Raw genomic sequence first — 23,031 nt, forward strand, 5'->3', positions numbered from 1 at the left:
TAGGTTTTGGAACTAACAAATGGGAGTTTATTCAGTGGTGCCGGAGGGTTTGAATTAGGTGCAGAATGGCAAGGAATTGAAACCCTTTGGAATTGCGAAATATCAGAAGAAAGAAGAAAATTATTAAACATAAGATTTCCCAAAGCAAAACAATATGGAGATATACGAGAAATTAAAAACCCCGGATACACAGACATTATATGTGGAGGATTTCCGTGCCAGGACATTTCAATCGCTCAGCAACATAATGGAGGAGCAAAAGGAATTAAGGGAGAGCGATCTGGGTTATGGATTGAAATGCATAGGATTTGCAGGGACATTAGACCTAAGTACATACTCATTGAAAACAGCTCAATGCTCGCTGTTCGAGGTCTTGAATACGTCTTATGCGACCTTGCCAAAATCGGGTATGATGCAGAATGGAGATGTTTACGAGGTTTCGACTTCGGATTGCCCGATAAAAGGGAACGAATTTACATTATTGCCTACCCCAAGCAAATCAGATGCTCTGGTAATAATGAAATCACACAGTGCTTTCGAGAAATATTACCGAAACGGACACCAGGACAAATTGCTTTATCAATGCCAATTAAACGGTTTAAGCGCAGAGATAGCTTGTCAGGTTTACGAATGGATAATGGGTTTTCCAAAGAACTGGACAAAAACAGAATAGAGGCAATGGGTAATGCAGTTAAACCAATTATAGCGAGTTACCTATATAAATGCATAAAAGAACATTATAATCAAATTATAAACTAATTGTAGTTACTCAACTACCCAAAAACGCAAAAACACAATTATGGAAGAATTAAAAGAAATATTCGAAACAAAATACCCGATGATTTCGGCTATGATAGATGAAAGAATAGCTGGGATTTCTATTGGAGCAAGTCATTATGAATCGGAAGGTGATTTTGAAGGAATGAGAAAGATAGAAGAAGAAGGGATTAAACTTTCAACTGAATTAGATTCCTTAATAGGAAACTTAAATAACCTGTAATTAAAATGAAACTAGAACCAGTAACACAAATAGACCAAATTAATCAAGGAGACACTTTAATTATAACTGGTCACACATTAAAAAACGAACCAGTTAAAGCTGAGATTGTGAAAATATCTCGAGATGGTACCGAAATCATATTTAACAAAAAGAGGAATAAATTTTTCAATCTGGGTATGTTCCTAGAAGGAAGGTCTTGGGTGAAAGAATTAGCAATTATAAAATAAGAGTAGGAATCATGAACACACTTATAGCAAAAATGGATAAGAAGAAGGCAGATCTGTTCATTGAGTGTCTTAAAGCATACAAGAGTAACAAGTTTATTGAGACAGATATTGAGGCTATTTTTCTTCTATATGATAAAGATGAATGTCAAATCGAATTGACTTCTTCTAGAGATATATTAAGCGAAGTTTTCACTATAGGGGAGCATGTAGATATAAGATTTGACAAATTAAATTAACAGTAGTTATGGAGAAAACGACATTATTTCTAACATTAAGCAAAGAACCATTTGAAGTAATGGCTACAGGAGAAAAATCTGAAGAATTTAGAAAGCCAAGTGAATGGATAAAAAGTAGGCTTTATGATAAAGAAGGGAATCCAAGAACATACGACCACGTAAAGTTTGTAAATGGGTACGGTTGTGATAAACCGCAGTTTTGCGCAGACTTTAAAGGTTTTGAAATTTCACAGATAAATCAAACAATCAAATATTCTAATGGTTTGATTGTATTAGTAGAAAAAGGAGATATAAAAATTAATCTAGGTAGTGTTTTCTACCGTTCACAAATACAGTAGTATGAAAAATTACTTACCAATTTCTAAAGTTAACTCACTTTGAGGACATATGAAATTATCCTTTGGATCTACAGAACCTTCGGGTCTGACCACAGCAGTTTTTTGATTATTATCATAATTAATGATTTCAACTTGTTGTTGTGTATTTGAAATTCTGTCATTGTGAGTAACAATGTCGCCAATATTAACCATAGTATAAAATTTTAACCAAATATAAACAAACTAAAATAACAGTAGGTTTTCAGAACCTTCAAAACTGAAAAGTTCTTTGATATAATTGTGGCAAGTTTATTATTTTTGGTTTAAACCAAAATATAGACTATAAATGAGCGACTGGATTAAAATTTTAAAAGGGTTCGATGAAGGGAAATTCTATCTATATGATTATGGACTTACTATGAGTCTTCTAGTAGGGGCTTCTCAGCATCCTATTGGAAGTAGATTTAAAGATTCTGAGAAGGCGGAAGAACAAGCAAAACTTATTTTTAAGGAGATTGAATCGTATAATGTAGATGAAAAAATTGTTGACTCTAATCCATGTAATCATGTTAGAGGTACCGTTTTTAAATTTAAAGACAAGCTTAATGCAAACGAGTCTATTGGAGTTCAATTTGATCAGATTTGGAATGAGTATGGAGATAGAATCACTTCTGGGGAATTTGGAATTACTCCTTTAGATTTGGAAATAATTAAGTCGATTTTGAAAAGAGAATAAGGAAACTTTTTTTGATTACAAAACTTGCCACGAGAGCTTCAATTTGAAGCTCTTTTTTATTGTCAAAGATTTAATAATCGTTTATTCAAAATTGGTTGTTTTATTTAATATTCTATAAATTTAAAGTTACTAACTAACCAATCTATATTATGTACTTGAATAAAATTAAAAAATGGCTTAAGCTAATAGATCCAACATTTATTAGAGGTATTGCTATAGGAATTGTTATTACTATAATACTAGTATTTATTGTAAATACTGATTCACTTCTTAAAATATTTTATGGGTTTATAATATTGGTAGTTTTATTATTATTGGGCGCTATAATTGGTAATTATTATGTTAATAGACAAAAAGAAAAGGTTCAAGAGATATTATCGGAAAAAACTAATGAGCTAACAAACGAAATAAAAGACAACTCTTATCAAATATTAAAGGCTGTTCTGTCTGAAAATAAAAATGAAGATATACCAAAAGCTTTTTCTAAAATAAAGCTTAGTGATTCTTTTTCTGAGATATTAAAATTAGCTGTAGCATTTGTGACAAGATTTATGGCCTTTGGTACCTTAATGAGTGTTTTAGGAGGTTTGATTAGCTTTGCTATTTTCATGGCTACTTTTCTACAAGTAAAGCATCTAGAAAAACAAAATGAACTTATATATAAGCAAACTAAACTTATAGACACACAAAACAGTTTAACTGAATCAAGTAGGAGGTCAGCTGTTGTTTTTGAATTAAGTTCTGTTCTTGATAAAATAGATGAAGAAATGGATCAATATGATAAAAGATTATTAAAACAGTTTAATAAAAATATTCAAGGAATATATGACTCAATTTATAAGAAATATCCATTTAATAAAGATCAAAACATTTTTTTCTTCGCTCCACATCCAAATAGAAATAGTGTATTAAACCTTTCTTCAGTTAGGTTTAAATTTAATTATGATAAAGATTTTGGAAGTATAATTAAAGTAAAATTAAGCGATAGATTAAATGGAAGGATAATAGCTTTATCTAAAGCATTAAAGCCTTATAGGTATATTGATTCCGTTAATAAGCTATTAAAAATAAAGAGAAGTCCTGAAAGGGGGCAGTTAATTCTAGCCTTAAATGAGTCAAATGTAGATTTGCAAGGAATTTTAAAAAATGCAGATTTTACATATTCAGAAATAAATAATACTTCTTTTTCTTCTAGGATTAGATATAATGATTTTAAATATGAAGATTTTAGTATGATTAATTTATCAAATAGTTTTATTTCAAAAAGTTTATTCAGAAGAATTAATTTTACTGAAGCTAGCTTTAAAGATATGAAAGGTTTTAATTCAAATTTTATTTATTCATGTTTAGCTAATTCGGATTTCGGTAATGCATATTTAAAAGATATCACTTTTCGATATTGTCAATTAGTAGGAGCGAATTTTGACGATTCTGTTTTTGAAAATGTGAGGATTTTTTCAAGCAATTTATTAATTTGTCAATTTGATTCAAGTGTATTTAATTCAGTATTTATTAAAAATTCAATTTTACCAGAATTTATAGATGATTCTTTAAATTTTAAGGTTAAAGATAGGGTGGTAATTGAAGATAGTTATTCAATTGATAATAGTTGGGGGGAATATATAAAGTCTAAGAAGGATTTAAAATTTAATATTTATAAAATAAAAAAAATATCAATAAAAGATTCTTTAACACTTTCAAGTGAAATTATTAATTATTTCAATGAATTATCAAGTATTTATAAAAAAGAAACTGAAGAAGGACGTGTTGAAGGAATAGAAGTAGATTCCATTTATAAGATTAATTTATCAGCATTTAAGAAAAAATAAAACCCACTCAAAATAGAGTGGGAAAATTGCTATGAAAAAGAAAAGTCTGAGGACGTCTCCAAAGACACATCAAATATAATACAATTAATAGAATATTGGTTAATGTTTTTTATAATATATAATTCATCACAACCAATCTATTAATCATTGTTTTAACTTTTATAATCTATAGATATTCACTATATTTGTAGTAGCGATTCCAAAGTCCTTTTCTCAAAAAGGCAACTAGATTCAAAGTCCTTGCTATAAGGCAAAAGAGATTCCAAACACATTTTTATTTTTTGAAAAAAGTTTACGTAGGCATAGATCCTGATATAGATAAGTCTGGGTTTGATGTATGGGATAAGAATAATCTAAATCTTAGGACACTTTGTTTTTGGGATTTAGTGAATGAGTTGTATTCTTTAAATAAAACTTCAGATTTAAAAGTAATGATAGAAGCTGGTTGGTTAATTAAAAAATCAAATTGGCATAAATCAAACGGTAAACTTCAGTCAGAAAAAATAGCAAAGAATGTAGGTATGAATCACCAAACAGGAATTCTAATAAAAGAGTTTTGTGAGTATAAAAACATAAAATTTGAATTAGTAAAGCCTAAAGGTAAATTAAAAGCAGAAACATTTAATAAAATCACCAATTACCAAGGTAGGACAAATCAAGAAAAGAGGGATGCTGCTATGTTGGTTTTTGGCATGTAAGTATATAGATATATGGGAAAAGAGTTTGAAACAGGAGACACTGTTTACCATAGGACAGATGAACTACAAGAGCCAAGAATTGTAACTGGAGTTATTGAAAGACCAGATAATGTATATACTTATTTGGTAAGTGACAAGGAAGGGGAAACAGAGTGTTATAAAATAGAGTTATCATCTGTTAAAACAATTTACTAGATGAAAGAGAGTACTTTAGAAAGATATAAATTAATTATTGACGAATGGTTTAATAACGGATTCAATGGTGCACAAGCTTACAAAAAGTTTTATCCAAATAACTCAAGAGCAGACGATTCATTTAGCAAAATCCAGAGTTTGCCAGAGGTTGAGTTGTATATAAAAGCTAAAAACAAAAAAGCACAAAAGGAATTAGATGTTACACATCAGGAAGTATTGAAAGAACTTCATAACTGGGCTTATTCAGATATCACTCAAACAATATCATTAACTCCATCAGGAGTAGAAGCCTTACCAGAAGAAATCAGAAGGCTAATCACAAAATACAAAAAGACAACAAAGAAAATAGGAGAAGATATAACAGAAGAGGTTATAGAGCTTCATTTTGTATCAAAGGAAAAAGCTATGGAAATGATAGCTAAACATATTGGTTTCTATGAGAAGGATAACAGTCAAAAGAAGAATGATAATGTTGTTATGTTTAGGTTACCAGAAAACGGAAGAGAGTAAATGAAAAGACAGGTAAAAGTTATACAACCACAGCAAGGGTATCAAATGATGGCTTTGTCAAGTTCAGCTGATATTGTTATTGGTGGTGGAGCAGCTGGAGCTGGAAAAACTTTTACTTTATTATTAGATCCTTTAAGGTCAATAAATAATCCTGATTTTGGTGCTGTTATATTTAGAAGGCTTACAACTCAAATTAAAGCTCAGGGAGGTTTATGGGATGAAAGTAATAAGCTTTATCCATTTGTTGGTGGGATTGCTAATAAAACAGAGCTACAGTGGAAATTTCCAAAAGGCGCTAAAATTAAGTTTACACATTTAGAGCATGAGAAGAATATATATGGCTGGCAAGGTGCTCAGATACCTTTTATAGGTTTTGATGAGTTAACACACTTTAGTAAAAAAACCTTCTTCTATTTGTTATCAAGAAATAGGTCTAATTGTGGAGTTAGACCAGGAGTAAGAGCTACATGTAATCCTGACCCTGATAGTTGGGTTTCTGAATTAATATCTTGGTGGATAGGAGATGATGGGTTTCCAATCCCAGAAAGACAAGGTGTGATTAGGTATTTTGTAAAAGACGGAGAAAATTTGATTTGGGGTGATTCTGTAGATAAATGTCTTGAAAAAGCCTCTTATTTTGTTGATCCACTTTCTAAAGCCTCTGGGGTTAGCCCTAAGAGTTTTGTAAAGTCTATAACTTTTATTGGAGGGTCAGTTTATGATAATAAAGAGTTGCTCTCAGTCAATCCAGAGTACTTAGCAAATTTGGCTTCACAGGATGAAGATACAAGAATACAGCTTTTAGATGGAAACTGGAAAGTTTCTGTAAATCCAGCAGATGTATATAACTATGATAGTTTTAAGGATTATTTTACTAATGATTGGGTTGAGAAAGGTAAGAAGTGCATTACTGTGGATGTAGCTATGTCGGGAAGCAACAAGTTAGTTGTATCTTATTTTGAAGGTGATAGGTGGGAAGACATAGAGATCATAGCTAAATCTTCTGGGAAAGATGTTATAGATGCTATAAAGGAGTTCCAAAAGAGGTACGGAGTGTCTAATTCTAAAGTTACTTATGATGCTAATGGGGTAGGGGCATTTATTGGGGGTGGAGATAATGCATTTATACCTAATTCAATTCCGTTTGATAATGCAAGTAAAGCTTTTGAAATGAAAGATGGAAGGAAATTCAAAAATTTAAAATCTCAATGTTACTATTTAGATGGGGAAAATGAATCTCAATATATATCTAGCAAAGTAGCTAATAAGATGTATGATAATAAAATGACAGTAAGGCAAAGACTGTTATTTGAAAGAAAAGCTATAAAAAAGAAAATTAAGAGGGATGAAGAGCCATTTGCTTTAATACCTAAAAATGAAATGAAAGAAAAATATTTAAATGGAGAATCCCCTGATTTATTAGATAGTAAAATGATGAAAAGGATATTTGATGTTAGACCAAAAAGTGAAATATTCGAAACAAAAGCAAAATCATTAGGAGATTTAGGAATAAACTTTTAATCAATGGAAGAATTAATAAAAAAAGTTAAAAACGGTAGTATTACTGAGGAAGATATTAAAGACTTATCTAATTCTAAAAAGGATTACGGAAAGATTGAGGAGTATTTTAAAGAGTATTCTAAGAAAGATAGAACTATTAGAGAGACTCAAATAGGACAAACACAAAAAGATAAAAGTATTAAAGATGAAAAAGGAAATACAAAATTAGTAAAAGCTATAAGAACTATTGTTTCTTTTCAAAAGAAAATAGTTAGAAATAGTGTTGCTTTTGAGTTTGGAAATCCGCCACAATTAAAGCCTAATATCGAAAATGATTTAACTCTTAAATTGAAAAATGTTTGGGTTAAAAATAGAATGGATTCCAACATACAAGAAGCTAAAATATTACAAAGGAGTGAAACTTTATCTGCTATTATATTTCAAATAAAGAAAAAAGAAGGTGAAGAGAATAGTATAAAAAGTAAAGTCCTAGGATACAAAGAAAGAGAGTTCTGGCCTGTATTTGATTTCTATGGAGGTATGATACTTTTCTGTTGGAAGTTTAAAACTAAGGAGAGAGGAAAAGAAGTTTTAAACTTGTGGGTCTATGATGAAAAAATAATTTACAAATACAAAAAAGTAAAAGATTGGGCTGTAGATTCTCAAGAAGTTCATGGCTTTGATAAAATACCTGTCGTTGTATTAACTCAGGATGAACCAGAATGGGAAGATGTAAAAGAGTTAATTGATAGGTATGAATCTTTGTTATCTAAGCTAGGAGCTGCTAATAATTATTCAGGTTCTCCATTATTATTCACAGTAGGAAAAGTGTCAGGGATGCCAGATAGAGATAGCGATGGTAAAATGATTAACGCTCAAATGGAAAAAACTAATGATGGTAAAGTTATACATGGTGATGCTAAGTTTCTAACCCATGATAATGCTCCTGAGTCTATAAAACTTGAACAAGAAACATTAGAGGATTTAATATTTTCTTTGACAGATACGCCAAACCTATCTTTTAATAAATTAAAGGGAATAGGTAATGTAGCAGGCGTTGCATTAGAATTAATGTTTTTAGGTTCAATTCTTAAAGCAAAACTAAATGAAGGGAAGAATAAAACCGATATACAGAGAATAGTGAATGTATTATTATCAGGAATTACGAATGCAACTGATATAAATTTAAAAGGGCAATTAGAAGGATTGGTATATGATGTTAAGTTTATGAGTCCGTTACCTAATGATTTAGCTGATTTAATTGTTATGCTAGTTAAAGCAACTGAAGGCAAAATTATTTCTAGAGAAAAAGCTATTGAGTATTTAGGGTTAGTGGATAATGTAAAGGATGAAATGGAAAAAATAAAAAAAGAAGGAGGTTCTGATGATGGAGAAGCAGCTTAATTATATCAATAAAGAAAATATCATTAAAGCAATAAAAGTTAAGAAAGATTTTAAAGATTACGCAATGCAGAGAGATAAAAGATTATTAAGTGATAGAGAAGCATATATTAAATATTATATTGATAATTGGATACCTAAAAATGAGCCAGATATGAATATATCTAAAGCTGTATCTGAACTATCTAGGTTTCATTTATTTGTTTCAGAGTATACAATATATAGAATATTAAAAAAAATTACTAACACTACGACATAGCAAGCTTTAAAAGCTTCGTTTATATAATACTAGGTTATAATTTAGTGTTCAATTAATTATCTAATTAAAACACTATTATTTATGAACGAGGAATTAAAAAAGAAACTTTTGGCTGGACTTTTAGCTAAAGGACTGCCTAAGGAGCTTTTAGCATTCATAACCGTTACAGAAGAAAGTCAAGTTGAAGGTGTTCTGGATAAACTAGAAAAACTTCATAAGACTAAGGATGAAGAACCTAAATCACTTGATGACTTTTTAAAAGAGAATCCCAATGCAAAGAGTGAATTTGACAGAAGAGTAACAAAAGCATTGAACACTCAAAAAAGAAAAAAGTCAAAAAGTAAAAAATCAGAGGAGATTGACGATCCAGAGGAAGATGAAGAGGACGAAACTATTCTATTATTAAAAGAATTACAAAAGGAAGTAATTGAACTAAAAAGTTCTAACTCCAAAAACTCAAAACTTTCTGAAGCAGAAAAGGCTTGGCAAGATTCAGAGCTTCCAAAAGAAATTAAGGAAGATGATTACTTCTTTAAAACTTTTATTAATGTAGAATCAGAGACTTCAATTGAGGATCAAATAAAAACAGCGATTGAAAAAACAACTGGTTTTAAACAATCAATAATAGATACTAATGTAGGTTCTAAAGGTTTTCCTAATCTAGTAAATGATAGTGAGCCAACGGATGATGAAATAAGTGAATATATTAATTAAAATTCAAATTATGCCGTTAGAGTTAAAAACAAGAAAAGAAGAATATGCTGGAGGCAATGACAGTATAGCTATTAAAAAATATATCCATGGAAAAGAAGGTGGTGCGGTGCTAGATGTGGAAGGTTTTCCTGATGATTATATCTATGCTGGACATGGGGTTATTTTGGAAGGTAATGTATACAAACCACAACCAGTAGATGGAACAAAACATGAATTGTTGATTGGTGTTGTAAGGTCAACAACAAAGAAAAGTATGCCTTCAACTGGGGTTATGACAATTGGGGTAATCAATAATAACACATTGAAATACCCATTTAATGAGGAATCATTGAAAGTGTTAGAAGGAAAAGGAATTAAAAATCAAGTAGATTAAAATGGTATCACATTTCAAAGAATTAATCAAAAAGTATTTAGGTAAAATAACTAAAGCTTATTATATAAAAGTAAATGGCTCTAAAGAAGAACCAAAATATTTCCATGACAAGTATCTGAAAGAGGAATATTCAGTGGATATGACTTATGATTCTATAAGTGGTAATTATACGAGGGTAACAGCTGATGTAGTTGCATTTGATTCTCCTTTACCACTTAAGTCAAGAGGTACAATTAAAAAAGCATCTGGAGACATTCCTAAAATTGGGATGAAATATGTGTTAAATGAAAAGCAAATGAATACTCTTAGGATTTTACAATCTGTTCCTGGTAAATCAAAAGAGTTAATAAAAAAGATATTTTCAGATGTTGAAGGATGTGTTTTTGGAATAAAAGAAAGGATTGAACAAGCGTTTTTGATTGGGTTTTCTTCAGGAACAACTTTGATTCAAGATTCTGAAAATGTAGGCCATGGGATTAGGATAGATTATGATATCCCGAAATCAAATCAATTTGGAACTTCTGTTAAATGGAGTAAGCCTGATGCTAAGCCAATTGATGATATAAAAAGGATTTTGAAATCTGCTAGAGATAAAGGAGAATACCCAACACATATATGGATGAATAGTGATACTATTGATTTATTGAGTAATAACAAACAGTTTAAGGAGCAACATGCTTTCTTTTTAAATTTTACTGGGACACAAATTCCAGTTCTAGATGAAGATCAGACAATTAACGTTTTAAGTAAAAAACTAAAATTAAAAGTGATTGTTATTGATAGGTCATTCGTTCATGAAAAAGACGGTAAAAAGATTGTTACACAGGGATGGGCTCCTAATATGGTTGTGTTAACTACTGGAACGGATTTGGGAACTTTAGTATATAGTACTTTAGCTGAAGAGTCTTTTCCAGTTGAAGGGGTTCAATATGCAAAACCTAATAGTTATATTTTAATTGGTAAATCTGGACAAACAGACCCACCAAGCGAAAAAACTACAGGTCAGGCTATTGTATTTCCTGTTTTGCAAAATGTTGAATCATTTTTCTATTTAAACACAGAAGAAGCTATTGAGGTAAGTAGTAAAGAAGTTGAAGGAGATACACAAATTAATATTTGGGGAGGTGTTTATGATAAGCAAAAAGTAATAAACATTTTGAATGTTTTAGACATCCAAACTGATAATAATATTACGGATAGTGATTTAATATCAAAAATCAATGAACTTTCAAACGAGGAAGAGGAGTTGGTTAAAGAGGAAGTGTTAAAGCTAAATAATATTTAATGTACTCAGAATCTTCAATTGAATTACTGTATAATAGAATAAAATGGCATGCTCCTTTTGATAAGGAGCTTGCTAATGTTCTTGAAGAAGATTTAAAAGCTAAACCTTTATCGAAATGTTATCAACATGCTCATAAGCTTGTAACCATTTCAAATATACATGCAATTCAACCAGAAGAGAATATTTCAAAAGAAAAGTTTAACCAATATCTAAGACAATTAGTAAGCTCATGTGTTTATAAAATACTAGAAGATGTATTTGATAGTGAGGTTGATTCTAAAGAGAATTATGATTTACTAGTTTCTAATAATCCTTCATTGTTTGATGAATCATTAAAACATTATATGACTATACAGGTCATTCAATTAATGATAACAACTAATAGAAGAAATTCAGAAGAAAGGTTATTGAAGAGTAGTTACCCAAAACTTAAAGTTGAATTAGATGGTACCAAAAACGAAAATGGAAAAGTATTATCTGTAGGTGTTAACTATTTGTATTCTAAATCAATTAAAAATATTAAGAACAAACTATTTCCATCAAAACCTTTAACGGTTGAGTTTGTAAATAAATGGTAATGATACATCTAAAAGAAAACCCTGTTGGTATTGATTTACTTATTCAGAAATTACAAAAAAAGCTTAATCATAAAATTAGTTATGATGGGATGCATTCATTCGGTAGAGTTTATTTGAATGAAATTGAAGGCAAATTAGTGCCAGAGTATTATAAAGGAAACGGTGAATACAAAGAAGTATTATTAAACGATAGAATTAATGGGAACATTTTCTTTATTGAAGATGGTACTACAAAGAAAAAAAGCTCACAATTAATAACACCAATTAGCCTCATAATATTACTTGATTTAGAAAAGCTAAGTAATATAAATGATAAAAGAATAGATGAAGAAGTGAAAACTGAAATTTATTCAATAATAGAAACAGAAAAGTATTTTCAGTTAGATGAAATAATAAAAGGGAATGATGTTCTTAAGGGTTTTAAAACAGATTTAAAAGAAATCCATCCCTATTGTTTTTTGAGGTTTAATGGTACGATGAGATATCAAGGAATTTATTAAAATAACAAAAAAATGGTAAGAAACGAAGTAGGAAGTACAGGACAAGCTCCTAGAAATATAGGAGGAAAAAAACAAAGATTAGAAGCTCCTGTTAAAACATTAATACTAGCAAAAGAAAACTTTTCTTTTAAGTCTAATGATTTTAAAAATATTGAATTATGGAAAAAGGCAATTCTAAAGAAGAATATTGTGCCATTTCCAAATGCTGAAGGTTTAGAATTAAACAACAAAGAAGCTCAGTATAAGGAAGGGAGATACATAGACAGTAAGCTGACAGCAGCTGTATCTGGAACTAAGTACAGGTTTGATATTTCAAATACAACTTATGAGGCGTTTTTAACATATGAAAACTCTGATTTTACTAGAGTATTTGAAATCACAAATATGGACGAAGTGTTTTGTGATATTCAATCAGATGGTAGTATAAAAGGACGTAAAATTAGCTCTTTTTTAATAGGTAATCGTAATCAAGCAACTGATAGTGATGTTCCTTTTGCAGATGTAACTATTAAGTACGCAAAAAATACACACTCTATTTTGAAAACAGATGGAGAACCATCGGATTTAGAGGGTATTTATGACTTAAGGCTAGAATTGATTGATAACTCTACAACAAGTATTAAGTTTCAAGTATTTAATATTTCAACAGGAACTAAAATCACACAACTAGAGTATGATGATTTTGTCGTAAAAGATGAAAATCAAGCGGTTGTAGGTGGATTAGGGAGTATTCCAGTTACAAGTAATGGAGTATTTGAAATAAACGGTACCAATTTTAAGACTGGTTACACAGTTGAAATAAATGGAGTTATAGATTTAACAGAAATGTCTGTTGAAGGAGCTAATAAACTAATTTTAAATCTAAATTAAAATGAAAAAGTACTTAGGTATTGTTTTTCCTGAAACAATCAACTGCTCTTTTAGTGATTTCTGTAAAATTTATGAGCCCAAAGAAGTGTTCAAAAATATTCCTTCAGATAAAAGGAAACAATCATTGAAAGAAGCTTATAAAATAGCTGTTCCAAATGCAGGAAATAATAGAGCTACAAAAGAGAGCTCTGGCATTAAAGCCAGAGAGAGTTAGGCATGATTTCTTTAGGTTTATAAGAGGTTTAGAAACTTACTTAGCAAACCTAAACAAAGAACAGTTAAATAAAAATAGTCAAGATGTGTTCGGTAATCCTTTAGGTTTTTATACTAAAACTACCGAATACATTACGCTAAATAACGCTTTACTAGTTAAAGGTTCTAAAATCAAAAGAGAAGGTGAACCATATGATTTAGAAGATACTGGTGATTTTTTAAAAAGTATTACAGCATCAGTTAACAGCAACAGTATTCTTTTTGAATCCAACGACCCCAAAAAAAACGAAGTAATTTCAAATCTTTTATCTCCAGATATATTAGGTCTTTCTGATCAAGATTTAAACAAAGTTATAGAAGAAAAGTTTGTCCCATATTTTATTAAGTATTATTTAACTCAACTATTCGGGTAATGTACAATATTGATACTATTCCTGCTAAAATCTATTTTAAAATTGTTGAAACTGGCAATTTAAGCTTGTTGTCTCCTAATGAAAAGAAAGAAGATGCTTTACTTAAAGCATGGAAAAAAATTAATCAAGAATATCAACGGATAACGTTTAAAAGCACCACAGATAAACTACTAGAGCTTTCTAAGAAAATACAAAGCTTATCCGCTAGGTTTAAGTTTATTAGAAATTGCTGCTATTTACTCAAAATACAAAGGGATGATGAATTAGAAGAAGATTTAAGGTTATATAATTATAAACTTAGAGAAGAGTGTTTTATGGCTGATTTAAACAGAATAGAAACACTTAGCGATACTATAGAAATTAAAATTGAAGCTTTAAATGAAAAACTTCAAAATTTAAGTAAATCTAATGACAAATCTAATGCCCTTTTTGAAGAGGTCTTTATGGGGTATTTAGCTGTTTTAGGGTTTGGCTTTAAAGATGCAAATACTATTACTCTGTTAGAGTTTGTAGGTCTAGAAAAACAAGTGACAATTAAAATTAAATCTTTACAAAAAAATGGCTAAAACGAATAAACTTTCAGAAAAGAGTTTTGTAGACCAAAGCGCCTATGAATTTGCGCAAAAGTGGGCTAAGAGTTTAGAACCAGGAATAAAAGCTGGAGAGGAATTAAATAAGATTCTATTAAAAATGAGTGACAGTTATTCTGTCATTAAAAAACAAACTTTAGAATTTTCTAAATTAGAAAAGGCCTTTAAAGTTGCTCCATCAAGGAAAGATTTTTTAGAATTAAAAAAAGAGGAAACAGAGTTACTTAAAAAAAACAAAGAAGCTCATGCGAAACTGTTTGAACTAGAGCAAAACTTACTTGTATTAGTTAACCAAAAGAACAAAATTAATTCTAAGGACATTAATTTGTCAAAAAAAAGTATTGATTTAAAAAAGAAAACATCTAAAGAATTAGAACAACTTAATCTTAAAAGGAAAAACTCACTTAAAATAGTAAGAGATCTTCTAAAGAAAAAGGAGGAAGGAAACAAATTATCTAAAGAAGAACAAAAGCTATTAAATAAAAATATTGGTCAGATAGAAAAGTTAGACCAATCACTTCAAAAATATAAAGTTGATAAACAACGATTAAATAAAATAGAAAAAGAAAACGCTAAGCTTTTATCAACTTTAACAACAGCATATGAAAAGCAGGTAATTGTCTTAAATCGATTAAAAAGGCAATACAAGGATGTAGCTATACGTGAAGGAGAAACAAGTAAAAGAGCTATAGAATTAAGAAATCAAATTGTAAAGCTCGATACTACATTAAAAAGAGTTGATGCTAATGTAGGAGAGTTTCAACGAAATGTTGGAAACTACGGAAAAGCTATGGCATCAGCAGCTAATGCAGCTAGGAATATGGCGTCCGCTTTAGGTTTTACTGGTGGAATATTCCTTTTTGTGCAAACCATGAGAGAGGCTAACGATATTGTTAGGTCTTTTGGTAAAACGATGAGCAACATTGCAGGTATTTACCGTACTAATCGTGATTCATTAGCATCATTAGAAGCTAAAATTATATCCGTAGCTGGTGCTTCAGTAAATACAGCAACAGAAGTTGCAAGTTTGGCTGAGTCTTTAGCAACTTTAGGTAAGACTGATAAAGAAATTGAAACATTACTTGCTCCGGTTAATGATTTATCAATTGGTTTAAATGCTGCATCTGATGAAGCAGGAGAGTTTTTAGTACAGATGTTAAATACGTTTGGCGCAAGTTCAAATGAAGCAGGGAAGTATGCTGATATTATAGCAACAATAAGAACATCTACATCTTTAGATTTTCAAAAAATGCGAGATTCTTTCCAATATCTAGCACCAATCTCCAAGGCTTTAAACAAAGACATTGCTTACACAGGTTCTTTAATTGGTATTCTTGCAGATAATGGAATTAAGGCTGAAAGAGCTGGTCGTTTATTGGGAACTGCACAACAAGGTTTAGCAAAAGTAGGAAAAACATTAACTGATGCATTAGATGCTCTTAATGTGGCTAAAAAAGCAAATGTTAGTGAGCTTGATTTATTAAAACTAGCTTCTGAACTTTTTGGGAAACAAGCTGCTGCATTAGGTGTTGTATTAGCTGATAATACAGAATTAATAGATGTTAATGCACAAGCTATTAGAGAAAATAGTGGTGCTCTTAATGATTTAGTTAAAGAACAGTTACAGTCTTTAGATGCTCATTTTAAGATGTTAGAATCAAGGTGGGAGCAATATATTCTAAATGCTGATAAAGCTTCAGGGGCTTCAAATGATCTGAAAAAGATTTTAAAATTTTTAGCTGATAATCTAGATAAAGTAATTAACTCAGTTCTAATAGCAGTTAAATGGTTTGGAATATATAAAGCCATTACTTTTTCTACAAATATAGCTGTGAATTTAGCATCTAAAGCAAATGGATTGTACAAATTGTCTTTAGTCGCTATGAATGGAGGTATTAAAAAAGTTATTACTTCATTAAAAGCAATGAAAGTTGCTACAGCTACTTCTGGTTTGGGGTTTTTAATTGTCGCTTTAGGATCAATATATGAGTTATACCAGAGTTTTAAGGATGGAGCTAATGAAGCAGCAGCTGCTCAAATGACATTAAATGAAGCTATAGCAGCAGGTGCTAAAAATATTGATAATTATATTTCAAAACTTAAAAGTATTATAGGGTTGGAGTTAGATCAAGTTAAAGAAGATGAAAAAAATAAATTATCTCTTGCTAAGACTGAAAAAGAAAAAATAGCTATAAAAAAACAGTCTTTAAATGAACAGTTAAAAATTATTAGAGATAAAACTGAATTATTTAAAAAGGAGATTGAATTAAGAGAAAAAGAGAAAGAACATGTTTTAAAAGAAAGGAAAGATGAAATAGGAGCTTCTTATATACAAGGTGAAATTGATGAACGAAAGAAGTATTTAAAATATTTGAAAAGGCAAGAAAATGAGATTTTAAGAAATTATAGGAAATCTAGTAAAGAAAAAAAAGACATTGATGAAAAACGTAGAAAACAATTAGCTAAAGATAAGTTTGAGTATGAAAAATATCAATTAGAAAGTACCATAAAATTTGAGCAAGAAATTAGGGATAATCAAGAAGAAACTAATTATAATAGACTAAAATCAAACCTTTATTATGTAAGAAAATCTATAAAGTTAGCTGAGTTAGAGGCTAAAGAAGCAATAAAAAATGCTAAAGGAAGATCACATAAAGTAAAAGAGATACAGGAAAGGTTACAAGAGAAAGTAAGAGAGATAAGGCAAAATGGAGAAGATAATGCAAAGAAAATATTAAAAGAATCTTTTGATAAAAGAAAAGCATTTATAGAAAAAGAAAAAAATGCAGAAGAAAATCATTTACAAGAATTAATTACTCTTGAAAATAATAAATTAAAAGAGTCTTTAAAACAGGAAGGTTTAAGTTTAAAAGAGCGAGAAAAATTAATTGAAGAACATGAAAAGAGAGTTTCTAAAATTAAACAAGATTCAGCTGAGAAGAATTTAAAAAATCAAATTTCATTACTTGAACAAGAACTTAAAAATGAAAGTTATACAAAAGAACAAAAGGAACAATTAGCCGAGTTACTTTCTTCATTAAAATTAGCTTTATCAGATATTACCACACAAGGTATAATTGAAAACTTGCAAAAGCAAAAAGAGAAAGAAAGAGCAGTTCAAGAGTACAAAACTCAACAAATTCAAAAAGCTTCAAATGTAATAGCAGATAGTTTAAACTTAGATGCTTCTAATATTGAAAGTTTTTTAACAGGTGTAGTTGATGGTTTTGGTAAAGGAACTGAGGGAATATTAAATGGTGTATCGTCTGTAGCTTCTGTTATAGGTGATGTAATGAGTTCTATATCTCAAGGAAATATTGAAGAAATAAACAATCAAATCCAAGCGAATGATGAATATTATGAGCGAGAGATTGAACTTGCAGAAGGAAATGAAACCAAACAAGATGAATTAAGAAAAGAAAAGGAGCAAAAGAGAAAAGAACTAGAAAAGAAAAGGAAAAAGGAACAGCATAAACAAGCAAAATATCAAAGAGACGCTGCGCTTTTTCAAATAGGTATAAATACAGCACAAGCAATATTAGGTATTTGGGCAGATGTGCCAAAAGTTGATTTTGGTATTAGTGCTGGGTTGATGACTGCTTTTGTAGGTGGCTTAGGGTTAGCACAAATGGCAGCAGTAGCTTCAAGACCATTACCGAAATACGCAAAAGGAACAGATTTTCACCCTGGGGGATTCGCAGAAGTTGGAGAAGAAAGACCAGAGGTTATAATTGAACCAAATAAAGCACCTTATGTAGTTAATAAACCAACGGTATTAGATTTACCAAAGGGAACTAAGGTAGTTCCTAGTTTAGAAGAATATCAAAGTTTAATGAATGCTTCAGTAATGACTTCATTATCTATTGAGAAGAAGAAATTAAATGACTATAACGAAAAAAAGAAAGAATTAGATAATATTCTTTTAGATCAATTAGTAAAAGAAACTATTAAAACTAGAATTGCTACAGAAAAAAATAAAACAAATGTTTACGTTGAAAAACAACAGCCTACAGACTTCGAACATGAGTTCTTTAGGTTAAAAAATACAGATTGGGATGCTTGATTTAGGATACAGGGATAGAGTACGATATACATTAAGTCATAAAACACATGGTTCATTAGAAATTACGGAGCCAGATGGTTGGGATGAAGACCAAAAAGAATATTTAAAGCATTCTAAATATTCTGGAGTAGTAGTAAAATTCTCTAACTCATCAAAATATTATGATGATGCCGCAGATTTTATTAATTACATAAAAGATAATTATAGTGTTAATGATGATATATGGCTAAAAAAAGAAATACGAGACCCATATGAAGATAATTGGGTAGTTGATTACAACGGAACTTTAGACTTAATGAAATGGGAAACTGAGGGCTTTGCAGTTAAGGTGAAGTTTAATTCAAATGGTTTGGAAAGCGAATTAAAAGCCAGAGAGTCTGAAAAAGTAGAAATAGAAAGAACTACAGATTTATATGGAAATACACTAGAGTCTTTAAAGACATATACAATTGACCATGATGGACGTGATATTTTCCTGCATTCTGAGTTTAAAGAAGATTCAGCTACGAATGTAGTAAGTACTAGGGTATTTGAAAGAAAAGAAAGTGATTATGGAGATGCTACAATACCTGTTCCGATTAAATATGTAACTAAATCAGATGAGTTAATCAATAACCCTATACCAAGTATGTACATAGGGCAAGATGTTGTAGGTACTAATGATAAACCAAGTATTAGCCATGTGTTTTACGGAATCAATGACAGGGCTAAAACGATAAATTTAAAGTTAAAAGGAAGTTTTAAAGTAACCAATACCCACCATGCAAGAATAGATAGTGAAGATTTCGCAATTGTAGCTTTGATTTTAACTGTTTATGGTGGCGGAAGTAATTACAACCCTAAAAAGGATTACAAGTTATGGGTAGACCCAAGTCCTAAAGCATTTAAATCAACCAAAACAGCCTATTTTGATTTTAATGATAAATTACAATTAGAAAAAGGAGACAGTTTAGTTTTAAGATACTATACAGGTGCTCAAAATGGGTGGTTTTGGAATAGAGGAATGTTTATTCACGACTTTTATGATCTGAAAATAGACACCATGACTATTCAAGAAGATAGTTTTTTTGAGAAAACTACAACAAAAGTTGTTTTAGCTCATGAATTAGGGGAAAGGTTAACTGAGATTATAACAGGAAGAAAAGGCGCTTTTTACTGTGAGTATTTGGGTAGAAAAGAATTAGGTTATGAAAAAGATGGACCAGGAGCATACAAAGCCTATACATGCGGACATTGGATTCGTGGATTTGATAAGTTACCGAATAATGATAGCAATAAGTACAAGGCATTTACAACTACATTCAAAGATTTTGTAGAAGATTTAAGAGTAACAGAGAATCTTGATTTAGGGATTGAAAAAGTAGGGAAGCAACAAAAAATTAACATAAAACCAATTGATGAGTTTTATGTTAATCAGGTTACTATTAGATTGCCATATCAAATAAGTAATGTTAAAAGAAAGATAGCAGAAAAGCATTATTACACTAGTGTTTTGATTGGGTGTGCTAAAGGTTGGAAGAATGAGGAAGCAATGGGTTTGGATGAATACAACGCACAAGCAACATTTATAACACCACTTACAAAAGGAAAGAATCAATTAAAGTTAATAACTAAATACATCTATGCTTCTTATGCAGCAGAATTTATAAGAAGAAAACAAAAAAGAGATTACCCTGATTTAGATCATAACAATGATAAAGAAATATTTGTTTTTGATTTGAAAAAAGAAGCAGGGGTATTAAAAATTAAGAAATGGCAAGATGATTTAGAAGAAGCTCCCGAAGGAGTTTACAGCCCAGAAACTGCATATAATTTGCTTTACAGTCCAATTAATCTAGTAATGAAAAATTCTAGACGTATATCAAATACAATGTACAATTTTAAAAATGATTTATTGCGCTTTGGATCAACGGAAGGTAACAGGCAGTTGAAAACTAAGATTAAAGGGGAGATTGAATACAAAGAAAGTCAAGATATAGCAGCTCATGATTTAGGTTTTCCAAATTTTTTACCTGAGGAAGTATCATTTGAACATGAGTTAGATTATAATTTGAAAAAATTAATTGAAGGAACAACAATTGTAAACGGCAAAGAAGTCATGAATATTTACGGGTTAATTGAATATATAAATGAAAAAGGAAAGATTGAAAAAGGGAGATTTTTAGGTCTAAAACCAAACGGAAAAGTGAAGTGGAAATTTCTAAAAGCTATATAGATGTACTCAGAAATTAAAATAACATTCAATGAAGAATTAAGGATTGGTAGTTTTATTACATTCTTAATAAATAGTCCTACAGGAACAATTCATGTGTTTGAAGAATGGGTGAATTATAGAACAGCATCTAATCAAGTTATGCATGGTAATTCAACATGGAGACTTGGAGAAGGTACAGCTATAAACTTTATAAATTCTTTTAAATTGGATTATGATGCAGCAGGTGCAAATTTCGATATTATTAGAAATGTTAATGAGGTTATTATTCAATCCAAAAGACCAGATATTACCTTTAGTAATGGATTTGCTCAATATGTACCAATCAAGGATGTTAAGAATCCAAATCCTAACCCAGTTCCAGAGGATGTAAATGTTTTATTTGAATACAAAAATTTTACTGGTGATGTATTTAAAATTAATAAAATAGAGCTTTTAAAGTCAGACACGAAACCTTGTACCCATATAAAATTAAGAGTTGAAACAAATAAAAAGATTAAGAATGTCTATGGACCAAGATTAACCTATAATTTATCTTTTGATTTTTTTGAATCTGAGTTTTTAAGAGCTACAGGTGCTACACAAAAACTACTAAATGTTGAGTTAGAGGATTATGATGGACAACGTGTTAGGGATGCTTTAATTCTGCCTAGTTTATTGAGTGTAGCAAATCTTGATGTTAAAGTCTATAACTCTCCAAATGGAGCAACTTTAAATGTTAATGTAGATGAAGCTTTTGGGTTAAATTTAGAATATTCTCTTGATGATGTTAATTGGAAAACATCTAATTTTTATGATAGTTTACCAGCGGGAACTTATGAAGTCTACGTAAGAGATCAATTTGGGTGTAAAATATCTAAAAAAGTTTTAATTGATGAAATAGGGCAGAAAGAACCATTTTTTTACATTTCTAAATCTAACTCTATAAGATATGTAGCGTATTCTGTTAACGGAGAATTAACAGATAAAAGAATTGATGAAAATAGGTTTAGCTATGAAGATGATGTGAATGAGGTTAATACAGAGTATTATTGTTTTAATAGTAATGATAGAGATAGAACACAATTTAAATCTAATTACTCAAATATAAATGTAAAAGCTGTTTTACAAGATGGTACAGAAGAGGTTTTATTTGTGACAAAATTAACTGATAATTTATTGATTAAAGATAGTAGAGATGCTAGAATATTTAAATTAGAAGGAGGGAAAGCTGGAGTATATTTTACAACAGGTAAAAGATATAATTTTGATACAGGCTTGTATACTGGTGATGATTATAAGCTGAATGGAAGTTTGCCAGAGTGGGGGAAAATAGGTGAATACATTAAGATTGATAATAGTTGGTTTAAAATTGAAAATACTACTATAAGTAGAGATAAAAATGCTGAAGTTTTAATAATTGACTATAATTATACAAGTGATGAAGCTATAATCAAAACAGGAACGATTTACAATAGAGAAAATTATGATGTATTTGAATTTGAAGTAAATTTTAAAGATTTTATAGATCAGGTATTTACCATTGAAATAGAAAATAAAGAAGGAGGGTTACCAACTCTTATTCACAAAAGCGAGAATATAGAAGTAACAAACACAGATGATTTTGTAGAAATACTATATGCTAATGACACTAATACAGATGTAAACTATAAATCAGGAATATCTCACAAAATATGGATAAGAGTTGAAAGTATAAACGACAAACCAATAGGTAATGTTAATACACATAAAACCGACACTAAATCAGTTCTTTTAAGTGGAAATGTTTATGAAACTAAAGAAATTGAGTTTGAAGTTTGTACTAGAGGTATGATGATTAAACTTTTTAGAGCGTTATTTCATCGAAAACTCTTTATAGATAAGATTCAATATGTACTCAGTGACGTGCCTGAGGTTGAAGGTGCATTAGAGGAAACAAACCTTTATGTAGTAAAAGCCAAGTTAATTAAATCATCAGAAGTTTATAATTCTAAATCATTCAAAAATAATTCTCCAATTCTAGGCGGAATTGTCGAGTTACCGAATTTAATTGAAGTAAATAGTGATGGAGGTTTTATTAAGATTTAGTTAATCTTTTAAACTCATCTTCAGAAACATTTAAGTTGTTTTGAATATTTATTGTGTAGTTGTTTATTATAGTAGAGTCACTTTTTTGTTTTGATAGATATTCATCAATATCTATATAAGGTGATTCTTCTTCTTTAGGTACTAAAGATTTAAATATTTTTGAAATAGCGAGACCTAAGACTACAAAAAATAAAAAGATATTTAGAATTAACTCCATATATCAAATATACAATAAAAATACTAAC

At 29.9% G+C, this 23,031-nt stretch carries 26 protein-coding genes; 24 read left to right on the plus strand and 2 right to left on the minus strand.

The features are described from left to right. Window positions 1-6: 6 nt before the first annotated feature. The 4 genes from ABNT65_RS02185 to ABNT65_RS02200 all read left to right on the plus strand — a co-directional run bounded on the left by ABNT65_RS02185 (window position 7) and on the right by ABNT65_RS02200 (window position 1,801). On the plus strand, window positions 7-759 hold the full coding sequence (locus ABNT65_RS02185; protein WP_348747040.1) for a DNA (cytosine-5-)-methyltransferase: 753 nt from the start codon (window positions 7-9) through the stop codon (window positions 757-759). A 79-nt stretch (window positions 760-838) separates the two neighbouring features. Then, entirely contained in the window at window positions 839-1,000 is a 162-nt protein-coding gene (locus ABNT65_RS02190; RefSeq protein WP_348747041.1) for a hypothetical protein, read from the plus strand. 5 nt (window positions 1,001-1,005) lie between these two features. Beyond that, window positions 1,006-1,227, plus strand: a complete 222-nt coding sequence (locus ABNT65_RS02195) for a hypothetical protein (protein WP_348747042.1) — start codon at window positions 1,006-1,008, stop codon at window positions 1,225-1,227. 244 nt (window positions 1,228-1,471) lie between these two features. Next, window positions 1,472-1,801, plus strand: a complete 330-nt coding sequence (locus tag ABNT65_RS02200) for a hypothetical protein (protein ID WP_348747043.1) — start codon at window positions 1,472-1,474, stop codon at window positions 1,799-1,801. A gap of 9 nt (window positions 1,802-1,810) precedes the next feature. On the opposite strand, the gene ABNT65_RS02205 is transcribed toward ABNT65_RS02200, so the two are convergent. Next, window positions 1,811-1,993, minus strand: coding sequence for a hypothetical protein (locus ABNT65_RS02205; protein ID WP_348747044.1), 183 nt, complete (start codon window positions 1,991-1,993; stop codon window positions 1,811-1,813). 133 nt (window positions 1,994-2,126) lie between these two features. On the opposite strand from ABNT65_RS02205, the gene ABNT65_RS02210 reads away from it, so the two are divergent. The 20 genes from ABNT65_RS02210 (at window position 2,127) to ABNT65_RS02305 (ending at window position 22,786) form a co-directional block, all read left to right on the plus strand. Beyond that, a complete protein-coding gene (locus ABNT65_RS02210) occupies window positions 2,127-2,516 on the plus strand; it encodes a hypothetical protein (RefSeq protein ID WP_348747045.1) in 390 nt (129 codons plus the stop codon). Window positions 2,517-2,665: 149 nt separating this feature from the next. Next, window positions 2,666-4,345: a pentapeptide repeat-containing protein gene (locus ABNT65_RS02215; protein ID WP_348747046.1), complete on the plus strand. Its 1,680-nt coding sequence runs from the start codon at window positions 2,666-2,668 to the stop codon at window positions 4,343-4,345. A gap of 281 nt (window positions 4,346-4,626) precedes the next feature. Next, window positions 4,627-5,043 carry a hypothetical protein gene (locus ABNT65_RS02220; protein ID WP_348747047.1) on the plus strand — a complete coding sequence of 139 codons (417 nt, stop codon included), beginning with the start codon at window positions 4,627-4,629 and terminating at the stop codon, window positions 5,041-5,043. 12 nt (window positions 5,044-5,055) lie between these two features. Then, on the plus strand, window positions 5,056-5,238 hold the full coding sequence (locus ABNT65_RS02225) for a hypothetical protein (RefSeq protein ID WP_348747048.1): 183 nt from the start codon (window positions 5,056-5,058) through the stop codon (window positions 5,236-5,238). Beyond that, entirely contained in the window at window positions 5,239-5,748 is a 510-nt protein-coding gene (locus tag ABNT65_RS02230) for a terminase small subunit (RefSeq protein ID WP_348747049.1), read from the plus strand. Further along, entirely contained in the window at window positions 5,749-7,269 is a 1,521-nt protein-coding gene (locus ABNT65_RS02235; RefSeq protein ID WP_348747050.1) for a terminase large subunit domain-containing protein, read from the plus strand. A 3-nt stretch (window positions 7,270-7,272) separates the two neighbouring features. Continuing rightward, window positions 7,273-8,652, plus strand: coding sequence for a phage portal protein (locus ABNT65_RS02240; protein ID WP_348747051.1), 1,380 nt, complete (start codon window positions 7,273-7,275; stop codon window positions 8,650-8,652). After that, window positions 8,633-8,908 (plus strand): hypothetical protein, encoded by a 276-nt coding sequence (locus tag ABNT65_RS02245; RefSeq protein WP_348747052.1) that lies wholly within the window; start codon window positions 8,633-8,635, stop codon window positions 8,906-8,908. Before ABNT65_RS02240 ends, ABNT65_RS02245 begins: the two co-directional genes overlap by 20 nt. 81 nt (window positions 8,909-8,989) lie before the next feature. Beyond that, window positions 8,990-9,622, plus strand: coding sequence for a hypothetical protein (locus ABNT65_RS02250; RefSeq protein WP_348747053.1), 633 nt, complete (start codon window positions 8,990-8,992; stop codon window positions 9,620-9,622). Between the two features lie 10 nt (window positions 9,623-9,632). After that, complete coding sequence (locus ABNT65_RS02255; RefSeq protein ID WP_348747054.1) at window positions 9,633-9,995, plus strand: hypothetical protein; 363 nt, start codon at window positions 9,633-9,635, stop codon at window positions 9,993-9,995. Between the two features lies 1 nt (window position 9,996). Then, window positions 9,997-11,280: a major capsid protein gene (locus ABNT65_RS02260; RefSeq protein ID WP_348747055.1), complete on the plus strand. Its 1,284-nt coding sequence runs from the start codon at window positions 9,997-9,999 to the stop codon at window positions 11,278-11,280. Beyond that, the gene (locus ABNT65_RS02265; RefSeq protein ID WP_348747056.1) at window positions 11,280-11,858 is read left to right on the plus strand and encodes a hypothetical protein; all 579 of its coding nucleotides are present in this window, start codon (window positions 11,280-11,282) and stop codon (window positions 11,856-11,858) included. Before ABNT65_RS02260 ends, ABNT65_RS02265 begins: the two co-directional genes overlap by 1 nt. After that, complete coding sequence (locus tag ABNT65_RS02270; protein ID WP_348747057.1) at window positions 11,858-12,358, plus strand: hypothetical protein; 501 nt, start codon at window positions 11,858-11,860, stop codon at window positions 12,356-12,358. Before ABNT65_RS02265 ends, ABNT65_RS02270 begins: the two co-directional genes overlap by 1 nt. Window positions 12,359-12,370: 12 nt before the next feature. Next, window positions 12,371-13,228, plus strand: a complete 858-nt coding sequence (locus ABNT65_RS02275; RefSeq protein ID WP_348747058.1) for a hypothetical protein — start codon at window positions 12,371-12,373, stop codon at window positions 13,226-13,228. Between the two features lies 1 nt (window position 13,229). Then, a complete protein-coding gene (locus tag ABNT65_RS02280; protein ID WP_348747059.1) occupies window positions 13,230-13,442 on the plus strand; it encodes a hypothetical protein in 213 nt (70 codons plus the stop codon). Continuing rightward, on the plus strand, window positions 13,384-13,854 hold the full coding sequence (locus ABNT65_RS02285; protein WP_348747060.1) for a hypothetical protein: 471 nt from the start codon (window positions 13,384-13,386) through the stop codon (window positions 13,852-13,854). Before ABNT65_RS02280 ends, ABNT65_RS02285 begins: the two co-directional genes overlap by 59 nt. Then, on the plus strand, window positions 13,854-14,420 hold the full coding sequence (locus ABNT65_RS02290; RefSeq protein ID WP_348747061.1) for a hypothetical protein: 567 nt from the start codon (window positions 13,854-13,856) through the stop codon (window positions 14,418-14,420). Before ABNT65_RS02285 ends, ABNT65_RS02290 begins: the two co-directional genes overlap by 1 nt. Then, entirely contained in the window at window positions 14,413-18,507 is a 4,095-nt protein-coding gene (locus ABNT65_RS02295; RefSeq protein ID WP_348747062.1) for a phage tail tape measure protein, read from the plus strand. The genes ABNT65_RS02290 and ABNT65_RS02295 overlap by 8 nt, the downstream gene beginning before the upstream one ends. Continuing rightward, the gene (locus ABNT65_RS02300; RefSeq protein ID WP_348747063.1) at window positions 18,500-20,722 is read left to right on the plus strand and encodes a hypothetical protein; all 2,223 of its coding nucleotides are present in this window, start codon (window positions 18,500-18,502) and stop codon (window positions 20,720-20,722) included. Before ABNT65_RS02295 ends, ABNT65_RS02300 begins: the two co-directional genes overlap by 8 nt. After that, window positions 20,723-22,786 carry a hypothetical protein gene (locus ABNT65_RS02305; RefSeq protein WP_348747064.1) on the plus strand — a complete coding sequence of 688 codons (2,064 nt, stop codon included), beginning with the start codon at window positions 20,723-20,725 and terminating at the stop codon, window positions 22,784-22,786. Here the strand turns inward: ABNT65_RS02305 and ABNT65_RS02310 are convergent. Then, window positions 22,776-23,003 carry a hypothetical protein gene (locus tag ABNT65_RS02310; RefSeq protein WP_348747065.1) on the minus strand — a complete coding sequence of 76 codons (228 nt, stop codon included), beginning with the start codon at window positions 23,001-23,003 and terminating at the stop codon, window positions 22,776-22,778. The genes ABNT65_RS02305 and ABNT65_RS02310 overlap by 11 nt on opposite strands. Between the last annotated feature and the right edge of the window lie 28 nt (window positions 23,004-23,031).

The organism is Tenacibaculum sp. 190524A02b (genome assembly GCF_964036645.1).
In the GTDB taxonomy this organism is placed as follows: Bacteria; Bacteroidota; Bacteroidia; order Flavobacteriales; family Flavobacteriaceae; genus Polaribacter; species Polaribacter vairaonense.

Bases quoted from the DNA above. Each gene is read 5' to 3' on its own strand.
- ABNT65_RS02190 (WP_348747041.1), top strand. From the start codon at position 839: ATGATTTCGGCTATGATAGATGAAAGAATAGCTGGGATTTCTATTGGA.
- ABNT65_RS02195 (WP_348747042.1), top strand. From the start codon at position 1,006: ATGAAACTAGAACCAGTAACACAAATAGACCAAATTAATCAAGGAGAC.
- ABNT65_RS02200 (WP_348747043.1), top strand. From the start codon at position 1,472: ATGGAGAAAACGACATTATTTCTAACATTAAGCAAAGAACCATTTGAA.
- ABNT65_RS02205 (WP_348747044.1), bottom strand. From the start codon at position 1,993: ATGGTTAATATTGGCGACATTGTTACTCACAATGACAGAATTTCAAAT.
- ABNT65_RS02210 (WP_348747045.1), top strand. From the start codon at position 2,127: ATGAGCGACTGGATTAAAATTTTAAAAGGGTTCGATGAAGGGAAATTC.
- ABNT65_RS02215 (WP_348747046.1), top strand. From the start codon at position 2,666: ATGTACTTGAATAAAATTAAAAAATGGCTTAAGCTAATAGATCCAACA.
- ABNT65_RS02225 (WP_348747048.1), top strand. From the start codon at position 5,056: ATGGGAAAAGAGTTTGAAACAGGAGACACTGTTTACCATAGGACAGAT.
- ABNT65_RS02230 (WP_348747049.1), top strand. From the start codon at position 5,239: ATGAAAGAGAGTACTTTAGAAAGATATAAATTAATTATTGACGAATGG.
- ABNT65_RS02235 (WP_348747050.1), top strand. From the start codon at position 5,749: ATGAAAAGACAGGTAAAAGTTATACAACCACAGCAAGGGTATCAAATG.
- ABNT65_RS02240 (WP_348747051.1), top strand. From the start codon at position 7,273: ATGGAAGAATTAATAAAAAAAGTTAAAAACGGTAGTATTACTGAGGAA.
- ABNT65_RS02245 (WP_348747052.1), top strand. From the start codon at position 8,633: ATGATGGAGAAGCAGCTTAATTATATCAATAAAGAAAATATCATTAAA.
- ABNT65_RS02250 (WP_348747053.1), top strand. From the start codon at position 8,990: ATGAACGAGGAATTAAAAAAGAAACTTTTGGCTGGACTTTTAGCTAAA.
- ABNT65_RS02255 (WP_348747054.1), top strand. From the start codon at position 9,633: ATGCCGTTAGAGTTAAAAACAAGAAAAGAAGAATATGCTGGAGGCAAT.
- ABNT65_RS02260 (WP_348747055.1), top strand. From the start codon at position 9,997: ATGGTATCACATTTCAAAGAATTAATCAAAAAGTATTTAGGTAAAATA.
- ABNT65_RS02265 (WP_348747056.1), top strand. From the start codon at position 11,280: ATGTACTCAGAATCTTCAATTGAATTACTGTATAATAGAATAAAATGG.
- ABNT65_RS02270 (WP_348747057.1), top strand. From the start codon at position 11,858: ATGATACATCTAAAAGAAAACCCTGTTGGTATTGATTTACTTATTCAG.
- ABNT65_RS02275 (WP_348747058.1), top strand. From the start codon at position 12,371: ATGGTAAGAAACGAAGTAGGAAGTACAGGACAAGCTCCTAGAAATATA.
- ABNT65_RS02280 (WP_348747059.1), top strand. From the start codon at position 13,230: ATGAAAAAGTACTTAGGTATTGTTTTTCCTGAAACAATCAACTGCTCT.
- ABNT65_RS02285 (WP_348747060.1), top strand. From the start codon at position 13,384: ATGCAGGAAATAATAGAGCTACAAAAGAGAGCTCTGGCATTAAAGCCA.
- ABNT65_RS02290 (WP_348747061.1), top strand. From the start codon at position 13,854: ATGTACAATATTGATACTATTCCTGCTAAAATCTATTTTAAAATTGTT.
- ABNT65_RS02295 (WP_348747062.1), top strand. From the start codon at position 14,413: ATGGCTAAAACGAATAAACTTTCAGAAAAGAGTTTTGTAGACCAAAGC.
- ABNT65_RS02300 (WP_348747063.1), top strand. From the start codon at position 18,500: ATGCTTGATTTAGGATACAGGGATAGAGTACGATATACATTAAGTCAT.
- ABNT65_RS02305 (WP_348747064.1), top strand. From the start codon at position 20,723: ATGTACTCAGAAATTAAAATAACATTCAATGAAGAATTAAGGATTGGT.
- ABNT65_RS02310 (WP_348747065.1), bottom strand. From the start codon at position 23,003: ATGGAGTTAATTCTAAATATCTTTTTATTTTTTGTAGTCTTAGGTCTC.